The sequence below is a fragment of the Kordiimonas sediminis genome, from assembly GCF_014656395.1.
Lineage (GTDB): Bacteria > Pseudomonadota > Alphaproteobacteria > Sphingomonadales > Kordiimonadaceae > Kordiimonas_A > Kordiimonas_A sediminis.
Map to the genome: position 1 here is coordinate 514,148 of NZ_BNCI01000002.1, position 13,600 is coordinate 527,747.

Genomic DNA, 13,600 nt, shown 5'->3' on the forward strand with positions numbered 1-13,600 from the left:
TAAAGATGGGTAGGGCCTGTTTCGACAGGCGCTACCACTATGCGCGAGGGAGAGTAAAGCCAGTCTGATCAGGCTATTTCTTTTTCCCAGATACGCATGGTTTTGTAGATGGAACCACCAGTTTTTTCGATGATGGAAATCATGCCTCCATTATCTTCCAGAATCCATCCCATTTCGCAGAAGTATCCACCTCTTTTGTGCATTTCGATACGGGTTTCTTCTGTCATCATGAAGGGCAACATAGCGCCCACAGGCTTTTTCTGGAACTTTTGGCGAATGCCCATCAAAGGAACCCTGAAACGGTCCTCCCGTTTCGATAGGAACATACGCCAGATTAACTTGAATATTCCAAAGGGAAACAGGTTTCCGTCCAGATCGCGTATTTTGTAATTAACGTCCGGGATAGATACCATAAAGCCGGCTGGCTCCCCATCATATTCAACGATGAAGGTTCGGTAGTCCTTAATCAGTGGCTTTAGGGTTTTGGCCGTATGTTCCAGTTCAGCCGCTGTGAAAGGCACATACCCCCAATTGTTTTGCCAGGCGTCATTAAAGATATCGAAAATAATGGCAAGTTCATTGTCGAAATCTTTCATATTAATCTTACGCAGATTGATATGTTCGTTCTTTTTGGCGTTTTCCCAAATGCGTTTAATACGGGCAGGTGGCTCCTTATCAACGCCAATCTGCAGCGCATACAAGTCTTTTGCCTTTTCGAAGCCGTATGCAGCCGTCCAGTCCTGATAGGCGGGCAGACCGTGGGGCATCATAATCATGTTTGGTGTGTCAAAACCGTCTATCAACATACCACATTGTTCATTGGCAGATAATGACCATGGCCCTTGCATTCGTTTCATGCCGCGTTCTTTTAGCCATGTTTCTGCTTGGTCGAATAAAGCGGTGGCGACTTCCTGTGATACGGCTTCAAACAAACCAAAATGGCCAAGGTTTGGCCCCCATTTTTCCTGCGCCAGGCTATCGATTTGTGCGGAAATACTGCCGACAGGGATGTCGTTTTGATATGCAACGAAGAAGGCTACTTCTGTATGTTCAAAGTATGGGTTTTTAGCCGCGCTGAGCGAGTCTAAGCGTTCAAGGGTAAGGGGCTGAACAAAGTTAGGGTCATCTTTGTAAACTGTTCGTGTAACATTAATGAAGTCTAGCAGGCCTTTTTTATCCTGAACCTGTTCAACACGAATTTGCTTCATTGTGATCGCCCTTTTCTGAGTTTTGCTGGCAGCGGCCCCAAGGCAGCAGCATCCTCATTTGATAGACCATATCGTATGATAATCGCAAGGGCGAACAATAGGCTAATAATGCTGAAAATCAGTGGAAAGGGGGGTGAAGAAGAAGATGCAAGCCATTCAAATCCAAGGATAAAGCAGGAGCATGCTACGGATAATGCAGCCGGGTATATGACCTCACCACTGTAAAATTGTAGTTGATATAGTACCTTTGCTTGAACCAGGGCAATCCAGGCGGTCAGGTTTAGACCGAATGCCGCTGCAATCGCGGCCCCGGTAACCCCGTAATCAGGTATCAGATAAAACCCCAGAAGGAGCAAACCCACCAGTCCTATCAAATGGTTTAGCGCAGGCAAAAGGCGGTGACCCAGAACATCGATAATAGCTGAGGAAGGGCCTGCACAGGCTTCAAGCAGCCTGCCAAAACAAAGTATGACAATAGCAGTGCTGGCAGCTGCAAATTCCGGGCGCAGGGCTGCCAGAACATCATGGCGTGCGATCACAAGCGCAGCAAAGAATGGTAAGGCAATAACCACAGACATCCGGGTTGCAAATGTCACCATATCTATCAGGGCTGCATGATCGCCCGTGCCATTTTTCTCGGCAACAAGCGGCGCCATCACATAGTCGAATGTCAGCCGCACAATTTGCAGGGCACTGGCAATTTTTCGGGCAACCGCATAGTAGCCACCTGCGGCCGCACCTGCTGCTCCGGGTAGTAGAAAGTTCAAATACATCACGGGCAATTCGCTAAACAGCTTCTTGGTGATATTGGCCGGCATGACAGACAGGCCAAACTGGCGTATTTCTTTTGCATGATCAGACATTACCGAGGCGGATAGAACTGCAGAAATACTGTAGCTTTTAGTGATAAGCCTGAGAGCAAGCAGGGCCGCTAGTATCACGCTGATTAAATGAGCAAGAAAAAGACCGTATGTCATCCAGCCAAGTGCAGCAAATGCCATAGCTGCAATAAGGCGCAGTCCCTGTTCATAGAATATGCGTACGCGAATTTCGGGGCCGAAGGTTCTGCGTGCACGGATCGCCGCGGTACCGACTTCTACAAACGTCCAGAAGGGTAGCACCCATGCATAGAGCCGGATCACCGTGGTCAGTTTTTCCGCGTCATTATCGGCTGCGTTGATAAACCCTGCAAGAACCTCTGCGAAGGCGGTCGTGCAGGCCGCAAGCAACAAAGCCAGTCCGGTGCTGAGTTTCAGAGCAATACCAACGGCGGCATTTGCATTTTCTTCACTGTTTTGCGGAACATACCGCTGCAAGGCAGTGGTCATGGCCATTTCCGCAACGGCGGTAGTGACTTTTACGTAACTCCACAATACCGCAAACAGGCCAAATGTTGTGCTACCGTATGCCCAGACAAAGGCAATGACGCTGACGGCTTCTATGAGTGCACCAAGCCGGCCAAGAAAAGCCATGCCTGCGCCACCTGCGACACGCCCCTTGTGGGTGTTAGCCATGAGGCTGGACTTCTTTACGTTTCAGCGGCATGCGACCTTCCTCGGTATTGAATATGACTGAATAGCCAACCAGTAGGAACAAGAGGAAAGGTGCGGCAGACGCCAGGAATGGCGGCGCAACACCAAACTGTCCCATTGCCAGCATAAAGTTGTCAGCCACGAAGAAACCGAACCCAAGGGCCATACCACTGACCAGACGTAAAAATAGGTTGCCCGCACGGTGGACACCAAATGCGGCAAGCGCCCCAAGTAGTGGCATCAGGAGAGTGGAAGCAGGCCATATGATTTTGTGCAAATAGCTTGTCATCACTCTGTCGGTAGGTAGGCCTTCATGTTCCAGTTGATCGATGGAGTTACCCAAATCAAAGAAGGATACATGTTCAGGGCGCACTGTCAGTGCCAGAAAACGCTGCGGTCTTGTCGGCAAATCCCAGTCTTGTTGTGGTGTTACGGTCAACGCATGGGACATTGCATCAAATCTATACACGTCATGCAGGGTCCAGGCACCGTCTTGGTGCCACGCGAAATCAGCCCGCACCATCGCCTGAAGTTTGCCGTCCTGGTCACGCTCGAAAAGGGATACTTTGTCCAGAATAACCCGGTTACGGACCTGGCTGACAGCTTCTACAAGGATTAGGGTCGAACCTTCGGTCAGCCAAACGCGGCCTGTCTGTGAAGGGCTTGGTGGGAGGTCAATGGCATAGTTATTATCTTCCCAATACTTCAAGTCCTTGGTTGCGTTCACAACAACGGTTTCATTGAAAGTAAAATGACCGACTGCAATCAAAAACGACGCCAGGCCAATAGGTAAGAGGATACGGTGTGCCGACAACCCGACAGATTTCATGACAATAATTTCTGAATGCTGATTAAGGGTGGCAAGCGTCAGCAAGGTCGCGATCAGGGCAATGAAAGGAATGAACTGGGCGATCAGTTGCGGAATACGCATGCTCAGGTAAGAAAAAATGGATCCCAGTGTCGCCCCGTCAGCGGCCATGATGTCATCAGCGACAGCCAAGAGGTCAAGAAGCTGCAACACAGCAGTCATACCCAGCAGAACACCGAGAAATCTGGTCAGATGCATTTTGACCAGATAGCTGGCAAGTGTCCGGGACGGTAAATAAGCACGCGTCAACTTTGTGAGGATATTCATGATTTAATCCCCATTAATTTTTTGGACCAGCCGCCCAGATAATCGCCGACTTTGCCAAAGGTTTTATCAAACCATGAAAGAGGGTCTCCACCCGCCTTGAAGGCCACACTGCGGAATAGCCAAATATTGAATAACCCAAACAAGGTGAAAAGCAGCCATGTAGACAGATACGGTGATATGCCGTTCGTGATAGCTGTTTCCATACCTTCCATCAATTCGTTGTAAACGATGACCAAGGTAACGCCGATCGGGATGCCGGCTCCGCGTCCAGTACGTTTGTTGGCAATTCCAAGCGGGATAGCAAGGAACGGCAGGATCAGGAAAGTTGCACTGTGCATTATACGCCAGTGGAAGTTGCCTCGGAAATCCTGTCTTTCTTCAAGAGTTCTCTCTGGGTCGTCCAGACTTTCCCATAGCTCGGGGAGCGTCATTTCAAGTTTTTCTCCGCCACGTTCCCGGAATACAGCAACTTCGGGCAGCTTGATGGACAGGACCTGTTCATCAAATGTCAAAACGCGTGGTTTATTTTGGTTTTCGTTCAGGTCAACCAGTACACCATCATAGAGCCGCAAAAGGATATGCTGATCGCTTTCTGTAGCGAAGAAACCGCCGCTTTTTGCTGTAACGGCAATGCTGCTGCGATCGTCCCTGCGCTCCAGGAAAATACCAAATAACTCGGCGCCCTGATTTCGGGATTCTTCAATGCGCAGCACGATATCATCACCAAGTTCGACAAATTCACCGACCCGAATACTTGCGCCAAGGGCTCCGCTACGTAATTCAAACTCCAAACCACGATACGCATAGCGGCTTTCTGGCTGGATCCAGCCAACGAGCACCGTGTTGATGACGGCAAGGAAAACACCCAGAATCATAATGGGGCGCAACTGACGATTCAGGCTGACACCGGCCGACGTCAGCGCGTCATACTCACTTTGCAGGGACAATTTCCGGTATGCCAGCAAGATGCCGAGAAAGAAGCCAAGCGGTAATGCAAGCCCGAGATATCTTGGGGCAAGGTTTGCCAACATCTGGAAGACAATTTCAACAGGGCCACCCTGATTGACAACAAAGTCAAAGAGTTTCAGCATCTTCTCCAGAATAAGGAGAAGGGCCGCAATGCCAAAAGTAATTAGCATTGGTGACATGACCTGTTTCAGGATGTATCGGTCTAAAAGTGTAAACATATACCACCGCGCTACACTGGTTCCGGGTTATTTGCAAGACAGTGAAAGGCTACTATCACAAAAAATTTGACAGAATCGTGTTGTATTGGCCTTGGAATGGCATCATATCAGACATAATTCTGCCACCATCTATGCCCTAATCATAGGGTATTGGCAACTTGTCTGGAGAATAGTATGCGATGCCGAATAGCCAGTATTCCGGTTAAACATTCACGGGATAGTAAGTTTGTCTTGTGGATGACAGGCCTACTGATGCTAATGATTGGGTATGCCACAGGCGTAAATGCTGAAGACTCTCTGTCGCCGGCACAGTGCATTGCAGAACCAGGGCAAGCTCTTATTAAGGTTGAAGTGGACGGTATTCGCACTATCGAAGGTAATGTCAGGGCACAGATTTACGGTGACAATCCTGATGATTTTCTCGGTAAGGGGAAAAAGCTGGTTCGTATTGATGTTGCCGCAACGGATGAAAGTCAGACCGTTTGTGTGCCATTGCCGGCACCGGGTAAATATGCTGTGGTGATCATGCATGACAAAAATGCCAACGGGAAAGCAGACTTCTTTACCGAAGGATTTGGGTTTTCCCGAAACCCGTCCCTTGGACTTTCCGCACCTGATTATGAAGATGTAGTTGTTGATGTCCCGGAAGGGGTAACAGACCTGGCCATTGAGCTGAAATATATGTTTGGATCAGATGACAAACAGAAAGAAACCCGTAGACGCATGAAACGCCGTTGATGGGGTAAGTCTATGAGGTAGGGGTGGAATGTACCCTGATGCGCCTTGTGTTGATGCCAAATTGTCACATGCTCGTTTGTTTTAAGGCGGCCATATTGCAGTAGTATGGCAAAGAGAGTATAAGGCCCCAAATCAACCTATTGATAACAAAGTTGCAGGGTAGGCCCAGAGTCGATGCAAATAAGCCACGAAACAATGAGCGCCGGTTCTGTTGTGCCTATGGTTGCGATTATCTCCAACCCAAAAAGCACAACAAACAGCGCTAATATGGACGAGGTCCGGCAGGTTATTAAAAACACGCCCAATGTTGTTCATTTTGAGCTTCGAGATATTAAAGCAATTGATGAAGCAATGGCTCTGTTCGCGCGGGCAACACCCTCGGTTATTATCATAAATGGAGGGGACGGAACTATTGGGATGGCAATGGCGTCCCTGCTATATAGAAACCCTTTCAAGGTAACGCCGCCAATTGCATTCCTGCCAGGCGGCAAAACCAATATGACTGCAGCAGACCTTGGGTATAAGGGAAAACCCCATAAGGTATTGAAAAAAATTCTGCAGGCTGTTCACTCAGGCGAAATCGTGAATAGAACTGTCCGTCGCCGCGTGATCGAGTTGGATCTGGGTGATGGTTCCGATAAAAAGGTTGGAACATTTTTTGGAGCTGCAGGTATCGTGAAGGGCATTTTATGGACACGGGAAAATGCCTATTCAACTGGTCTTCCTAATGGTTTGGCTCATGTTATGGCATTGGGCAAGCTGTTGCTGTCTGCTCTTGGTCTTGGTGTGGATAAAAGCCTGATGGCATCTGCTCCGATGGACATTACCGTCAAAGGCGGCGGCAGGCTATCTGGTGAATATTCTTTTGTCTCTGTGACTTCGCTCGATAAGCTCTTGCTTGGTGTGAAACCGTTCCCACGTGAAGGGGCTGGCGGGCTTGGTTTCTCGGCCATTGAAGTAGGTGGGCGCACTGTTCTCAGGGCTGCAATTGGCCTGATTTTTACCCGTACATTTGGTAAAAAGGGAATAGGCGGTGTCCATGTTCGCCGTTCGGATGAGGTCACAATAGAAACCACGGATCCTGTTACACTAGACGGTGAAATTTACACACCGAAAAAAGATACGCCGGTCACTCTGAGCGGGACAAAGTCCCTGACTTTCATGAAGCTATAGCAAATGACCATTTTCGGCCCGAACGATACACTGTGTGCGTTTATTCTGGACGAATGGACGAAAGACGTCCCCAAGGCTGTGGTTGATGCCGCAGAAGATATTGCACGCCGTTACGGCGACAGTGTAGAGGGCGTTTTGTTTTACGGCTCTTGTTTGCGTACGGGTGAAATCGAAGAGAAAATTTTGGACTTTTACGTGATCGTAAAGTCATACCGTGATGCGTATTCCGGTCTATTCCTGGCAGCCGCAAACAAGATTTTACCACCGAATGTCTTCTACCATGAAATGGATGTAGCAGGTATTACCATACGGTCAAAATATGCTGTTTTGTCGCGTGAAGACCTACATAAACGGTCTCTACCAACCTGTCTAAATGTTTCTGTCTGGGCCAGGTTTTGTCAGCCCTGTAAGCTATTGCTCTCGAAAAATGAAGAGACTACCCGGCAGATTGCAGGTGATGTAGGCCAGACTGTTTTAACAATGCTGAGTAAAACGCTGCCACAGGTTCAACCTGGTGCAGGCTCTAGGGAGGTATGGGTTGCTGCCTTCGAGAACACCTATGCATCTGAACTCCGGTCAGAGCGAAGTGGCAAAGGACTTGAAATCTATCTTCTGGATCAGGACCGCTATGACCGGCTTAGTCCGATTGCATTTGATATTCTCGGACATTCAATTGATCCGGTAGAATTAAAGCATCAACCTGCACGATGGCCTGTTGTAAAAAACAGACTTGGTTGGTTCGCTCGCAGAATAAACGGAAAACTTGTCAGTTTCCTTCGCTTGATTAAGGCGTCTATGACGTTTGACGGCGGAATTGACTATCTGGCTTGGAAAATTAAACGTCATTCCGGCGTTGAAATTGAAATTAAGGACTGGATGCGGCGGCACCAAATCATTGCTGGACTAACCCTTTTTTGGAGCAGTCGCAAAAAAGGTGCTTTCAAATAGTAACCAGAGATTAATAGAAATTATATCGCTATGGTAGGGGGAGACGCCAAATGGCATATGATATGATTGTTGTTGGTGCAGGCATTATCGGTGCAAGCATTTCATTGGCATTAACGCGGGCAGGGGCTTCCGTTCTTTGTGTAGACCGTAATCCTGCGGCGGGCTACGGGTCTACCAGCAGTTCTTCGGCAATTATCCGCACCACTTATTCAAATTATGATAGTTGTGCTCTGGCCTGGGAAGGGGTGCATGTTTGGCGTGAATGGTCTGAATTTCTTGGCGCCCACATTCCTTCTGATACTGCTTTAGCAGCTTACACAGAGTGCGGCATGATTGTGCTTGAAAGTCCGGGTTCAACTATGATGGATGCCAGCTGTAAGCATTTGTCCAAACTTGATATTCCGTGGGAGCGACTTGACAGATCAACGCTTGCTGACAGGTTTCCCGGTATTGATACGCATACGCTTTCGCCGGCACGGTGGTTTGAAGATCCTATGTTTGGCGACCTAAGTGGTGCGTATCTGGAAAGTGCGATTTATGCACCGGATGCGGGCTATGTAAATGATCCGTTACTGGCAGCGCAAAACATATATATGGCTGCAAAGGCAGAAGGTGCAGTTTTCTGTTTTGGCGCAGAAGTTACTGACATTTTGAATGATAATGGCAGGGTACAGGGTGTTCTTCTGTCTGATGGCGAGCGAATAGAAGCGCCTGTTGTGGTCAATGCTGCGGGCCCTTTTTCAGCACAGTTGAATGCGATGGCTGGCATCAGTATGCAGTTGCCGTTTGCAACACGCCCCCTAAGGGCAGAGGTATGCCATTTACCAAGGCCAGAGCCGCTGACAAATAAAACTGCTGAACCTTTTGTTCTTCTGGATATGGATGGCGGTACTTATGTACGGTCTGATGCTGCGGACACACTTTTTATTGGCGGGACAGAGCCTGAGTGTGATCCACTTGAGTGGATAGATAACCCTGAGGATTTTAATGCAAGCCCTGGGCCTCAATGGACGGCTCAGGCTTACAGGGCGGCGCTCAGGGTGCCTGATCTGCAAATTCCGGGGCAGGCAAAGGGCGTGACAGCACTGTATGACGTCACACCGGACTGGACACCAGTTTATGACAGGTCTCCGCTGGATGGTTTTTATCTGGCAATTGGCACCAGTGGCAACCAGTTTAAGAATGGACCCGTTGCAGGGGAGTTGATGGCTGGTTTAATTGCTTATTGTGAGCAGGGGGGAGATCATGATGCAGCGCCCTACCAGCATGATTGCATGCGAACTGGCAACAAGATCAACACGGGATCGTTTTCCCGCCTGCGGACAATCAATGCCTCTATCAGCAATGTGATGGGCTAAAATAAGAAAGCTGGACAAACGGTGTATCCAGCTTTCTGTAATGTCTATTACGCGTTGCCAAGTTTCAGGTTAATTTTCTTGGCAGTGTTTATAAACCGGGTGATAATTTCCTGAACCTGCTCTGTGGTGTGCTGTGCGCAGATGCTGACACGCATCAGATTATAGCCAACAGGCGTGGCAGGCGGTACAGCCATATTCACATAGACGCCTTCTTTCAGAAGGTTTTCCCAGAAATGGGTTGCAGTCTCAATGTCAGGCAAGCAAACAGCAATGATCGGGCTTTCAGCCTTCTCCGTTGCCAGATCAAACCCCGCTTCCTTCAGGCCGCCATGCAGCATCTTAGCATTTTCCCACAAATGCGCACGTCTGTTACCAGCGCGGGAGATTGCTTCAATAGATGCGATCGCTGAGGCGACAACACTTGGCGGTAGGCTTGCAGTGAAAACATATGGCCGGCAAACCAGACGCAAAACATCAAATTTTGGGTGATTGGATACGGCAAAACCACCGATTGTCCCGACAGACTTGGAGAAGGTGCCAACGATATAGTCAACCATATGTTCAACACCGAGGTCTTCGGCTATACCGCGACCTTTCTCACCACAAAAGCCCATGGAATGTGCTTCATCGACCAATGTTTCGCAGCCGTATTCTTTACCAAGTTCAAGAATTTCTTTAAGCGGTGCACTGTCGCCAAGCATGGAATAAATGCCCTCAACAACCAGCAGTTTGCCAGCGTCTTCAGGGAGACGTTTCAGGCGTCGCTCTAACTGTGCAACATCGTTATGTTTGAAACGTACGATCGTTGCATTACCCATAGCGCAGCCGTCATAGATAGAGGCATGGCTATCAGCGTCGATAATGACGTAATCATTCTTGCCAGCAAGGGTGGAGATCATGCCAAGATTGGCTTGATAGCCCGTGGAAAAAACCATGCAGTGTTCAACGCCGTAAAATTCCGCAATACGTGCTTCCAGCGTCTTATGGCTGCCGTAGGTACCGTTCAGAACACGGGAACCAGTGGTGCCAGTGCCGAAATCATCCAAAGCTTTGTGCGCAGCTTCAAGAGCTTCCTGATTGAAGGTCATGCCCATATAATTGTTCGTACCTGCCAAAATGGTAGGACGACCGTTGATGATTGCTTCGGTTTCCGAAATGATTTTGTCCATCACAACTGTGAATGGGTCGGCTTCTTCAAAAGGCAGAGCAGTTCGCTGTGCTACGATAGAATCAAATTTATCCAGGAGATCCACTATAGATTACTCGTTTTCTGCTACTATTTTTTCTACGGCATCGGCGACCTGGACAATGGTTTCCAGGTCAGGAAGGATGTTGAGAGGAATGACGATATCAAATTCGTCTTCAATGTCTGCAACAAGATCCATCACTGTCAGTGAATCCAGCTCCAAATCAACAGCAAAGCTGGTTTCGGGCGCTAGTTGACAGGATTTCCGGTTAACCGGTTCGATAAGTGCGTAGATTTTTTCAAGCGTTTCCGCAGTAGCCATGGTTTAAATCCAACAGTTATTTTCCTGTCTTAATGAAGCACAGAAAGTTGTTTTGCAAGTTTCTTGTTTAGGTCACTACTATAAAAAGCCGTTTTGGCGGTACCATTGCAGCGTAGTATTAAGCCCTTCTTTAAGGCTATAATGTGGCGACCAATTGTCAAAGTGTGGCTTGCGCGCACTACGGCTAACCCAGTCAGAGTGCGCTAGTTCCCGTGCTTTTTGGCCAGTAAATATTGCAGGACGGCGTAACAGGCGGGCAACGATACCATTTAAAATACCGAATATTTTTAATAGCGGCGAAGGGATCGTGATCAGGCGCGGTGGTTTCTTGTCACCTGACAGGGCAAGTGCGACTTCTTTCATCGTGTAGCCACCAGATTTGCCGTCATCCGGCTCTATAATCTGGCCGCCGAATCCACCTGCAGTCATTTTGCAGATAATTTCTGCCATATCTTCGACGTGAATCATCGAAAATTGGTTAGACTTCCTGCCCGGCACTGGCAAAATTCCTACCTTTAGTGCCTTGAAAATCTTCAGTATTTCCATGTCGCCAGGGCCATATATGGCAGGGGGGCGTACAATTGCCCACCGGAAGGGCCAATGACCAGAGGAAACTGCCATTTCTGCAGCGGCTTTGCTGGCAGCATAATGCGATAACTGCGGTTCCCGCGCAGCAAGACTTGAAACCAGGATAAAACGGGTCGGTTTTTTACTTTTAGCAGCTTGCAGCAGGTTTTTCGTACCCTTGACGTTACAGTCAAAGAAAGCATCACGGCTTAACGCTTTCGTCACACCTGCGCAGTGAATGATACAGTCCGCGCCCTCACACAGTTCAAGAAGCGCATCTTTATCATCCAGATCGCCTTTGACCCAGTAAACATTTTCCCTGTCAGCTTGCGGCCGACGGGTCAAGGCACGAACAGATAAGCCCGCCTTGACAAGGGAGGTGATAAGCTGGGATCCAAGAAATCCAGTCGCACCGGTCAAAGCAACCGTCTGCCCTGTGTTTTCTGAGGATTGTCTGCCTGTCATTTAGGCAATAGCCCGTAACATGCCAGACAGATATTGATTGCGTGCTTTCGTCCGGCTGAGTTTACCAGAGGAGGTCCGTGGCAAGGACCGAGGCGGCACCAATTCAATCAGGCAGTTAACACCGGTTGCGCCCTGAACGTGCTTTTTTAGTTCGTCAACAAATTTTGCTCTGTCTGCGGCTTCGCCGATACGGCACTGAGCCAATATCATTGGCACTTCTTCAGCATTTTCACCCGGCACGGAAATAGCCGCGATGTCACCGTTTTTAATGCCGTCCATCTGTTCGGCGGCCCATTCGATATCCTGCGGCCAGTGGTTACGGCCATTGACGATAATCATATCCTTGGCGCGGCCAACAATATACAGGTCACCATTTTTCATGTATCCCATATCACCTGTGTCAAGCCAGCCATCATCACTTAATACACTGCGGGTGGTTTCCGGATCGCCGTAATATTCACGCATAACAGAGGTGCCGCGAACGAACACCTTACCGACAGACCCTTCTGTCAGCACATTTTCGTCTTCATCGCGCACTTCAATGTCATATTCTGGAAGAGGGCGACCACAGTTAACAACTTCGCGTTTCCGGTCGTCATTGTCAGCATTGCTGACAAGAACGTGGCGGTCACCAACCAGCAAGGATTCTTCTACGAGATCAATTTCAATGCCCTGGCCCACTTTACCGAAGCTAACACCAAGTGTACATTCTGCCAGGCCATAGCTTGGAAGGAATGCTTGCTCAGAAAAACCAATCTGACCAAAGCTTTCGTAAAATTCACGCAGTACATCAGGGCGGATCATATCGCCGCCAATACCAGCAACGCGCCATGAGGACAGATCAAGTCCTTCCATCGCGCTGGCACGCATTGCAGCGCGGCGTGTACAGATGTCATAACCAAATGTAGGGCTATATGAGATTGTACCCTTGTTCGCGCTCATAACACGCAACCAGCTAAGGGGGCGACGTGCGAATTCTTCCGTAGGGATGAAGTCAACGGAAACCTGACACGTTAGTGTCGTCAGGAATGTGCCAACAAGTCCCATGTCATGGTAGAAAGGCAACCAACTGATACAGCGGTCATCATCCAGCAGTCGTACGCCGTGATAGCCCATGCCGTGGGTGTTTGACATCAGTGACCGGTGTGTCACAGCCACACCGTGCGGGAAGCGTGTACTGCCGCTTGAATATTGCAGATACGCAAGATCGTCAGCTGCAGGCAGGTTAGGTTCTGCGTCGCCGTCCTGCGCGAGGAATGCAGCAGTATCCCCAATAAATTTCAGTTTCAGTCCATCCGCAGCCTGTTCGGACATCTCCTGCATAAAAGCAGGTGCTAGCAAAGCAGAGGCATCGCAGCTTTCCATTTGGCCGCGCAACTGGGATACATAACCGTCTTTACCACCAAATGAAGTAGGCAGAGGCAGCGGCACAGGCAAAACGCTCGCATACTGACAACCAAGGAAGAAACAGATAAAGTTTGCAGATGTTTCAGCGATCAGGGCTATGCGGTCCCCACGCTTGAAACCTGTAGCGACGAGCTTGCGGCCAATAACCACTGCGCGTTCCCGCACTTCTTTCCAGGTCAAGCTCTCAACAAGATCACCGCGCGCATTATAAAAATTGGCGCCGCGTATACCGCGCGCCGCATATTCAAGAGCGTCGACAAGTGTGTCAAAGTCGGAATAACGCCGAGGTAAGGTCGAATCTAGTGTCGGCGTTACAGATGTCATCGTGGTTGTTTCTACCATATTAGCCCCAAGCCATTTCGCCTGGACTCCAT

General features: G+C 49.0%; 12 protein-coding genes. 4 read left to right on the forward strand and 8 right to left on the reverse strand.

The genetic code is table 11. From position 1 onward, the window contains the following. Positions 1-68: 68 nt before the first annotated feature. From IE181_RS09970 to lptF, 4 genes are read right to left on the reverse strand one after another with little or no spacing between them, the layout of a single operon-like run. Complete coding sequence (locus IE181_RS09970; protein WP_191252515.1) at positions 69-1,208, reverse strand: GNAT family N-acetyltransferase; 1,140 nt, start codon at positions 1,206-1,208, stop codon at positions 69-71. Then, on the reverse strand, positions 1,205-2,722 hold the full coding sequence (locus tag IE181_RS09975) for a lipopolysaccharide biosynthesis protein (protein ID WP_191252517.1): 1,518 nt from the start codon (positions 2,720-2,722) through the stop codon (positions 1,205-1,207). Before IE181_RS09975 ends, IE181_RS09970 begins: the two co-directional genes overlap by 4 nt. Next, on the reverse strand, positions 2,715-3,875 hold the full coding sequence (lptG, locus tag IE181_RS09980; protein ID WP_191252519.1) for an LPS export ABC transporter permease LptG: 1,161 nt from the start codon (positions 3,873-3,875) through the stop codon (positions 2,715-2,717). The genes IE181_RS09975 and lptG overlap by 8 nt, the downstream gene beginning before the upstream one ends. After that, positions 3,872-5,062 carry an LPS export ABC transporter permease LptF gene (lptF, locus tag IE181_RS09985; RefSeq protein WP_191252522.1) on the reverse strand — a complete coding sequence of 397 codons (1,191 nt, stop codon included), beginning with the start codon at positions 5,060-5,062 and terminating at the stop codon, positions 3,872-3,874. Before lptF ends, lptG begins: the two co-directional genes overlap by 4 nt. 174 nt (positions 5,063-5,236) lie before the next feature. Here lptF and IE181_RS09990 point away from each other — a divergent pair, with 174 nt between their 5' ends. From IE181_RS09990 to IE181_RS10005, 4 genes are all read left to right on the forward strand, one after another. Beyond that, complete coding sequence (locus IE181_RS09990; protein ID WP_191252524.1) at positions 5,237-5,800, forward strand: DUF2141 domain-containing protein; 564 nt, start codon at positions 5,237-5,239, stop codon at positions 5,798-5,800. Between the two features lie 174 nt (positions 5,801-5,974). After that, positions 5,975-6,973, forward strand: coding sequence for a diacylglycerol/lipid kinase family protein (locus tag IE181_RS09995; protein WP_191252526.1), 999 nt, complete (start codon positions 5,975-5,977; stop codon positions 6,971-6,973). A 3-nt stretch (positions 6,974-6,976) separates the two neighbouring features. Then, on the forward strand, positions 6,977-7,921 hold the full coding sequence (locus IE181_RS10000) for a hypothetical protein (RefSeq protein ID WP_191252528.1): 945 nt from the start codon (positions 6,977-6,979) through the stop codon (positions 7,919-7,921). 50 nt (positions 7,922-7,971) lie between these two features. Continuing rightward, positions 7,972-9,279 carry an NAD(P)/FAD-dependent oxidoreductase gene (locus IE181_RS10005; protein WP_191252530.1) on the forward strand — a complete coding sequence of 436 codons (1,308 nt, stop codon included), beginning with the start codon at positions 7,972-7,974 and terminating at the stop codon, positions 9,277-9,279. A 47-nt stretch (positions 9,280-9,326) separates the two neighbouring features. Here IE181_RS10005 and spt read toward each other — a convergent pair whose 3' ends face one another. The 4 genes from spt to IE181_RS10025 all read right to left on the reverse strand — a co-directional run bounded on the left by spt (position 9,327) and on the right by IE181_RS10025 (position 13,568). Next, positions 9,327-10,535 carry a serine palmitoyltransferase gene (spt, locus tag IE181_RS10010; protein ID WP_373308375.1) on the reverse strand — a complete coding sequence of 403 codons (1,209 nt, stop codon included), beginning with the start codon at positions 10,533-10,535 and terminating at the stop codon, positions 9,327-9,329. A gap of 3 nt (positions 10,536-10,538) precedes the next feature. Further along, positions 10,539-10,787, reverse strand: coding sequence for an acyl carrier protein (locus IE181_RS10015; RefSeq protein ID WP_191252532.1), 249 nt, complete (start codon positions 10,785-10,787; stop codon positions 10,539-10,541). A 78-nt stretch (positions 10,788-10,865) separates the two neighbouring features. Next, entirely contained in the window at positions 10,866-11,819 is a 954-nt protein-coding gene (locus IE181_RS10020) for an NAD-dependent epimerase/dehydratase family protein (protein ID WP_191252534.1), read from the reverse strand. Then, complete coding sequence (locus IE181_RS10025; RefSeq protein WP_229819315.1) at positions 11,820-13,568, reverse strand: fatty acyl-AMP ligase; 1,749 nt, start codon at positions 13,566-13,568, stop codon at positions 11,820-11,822. Positions 13,569-13,600: the final 32 nt, after the last annotated feature.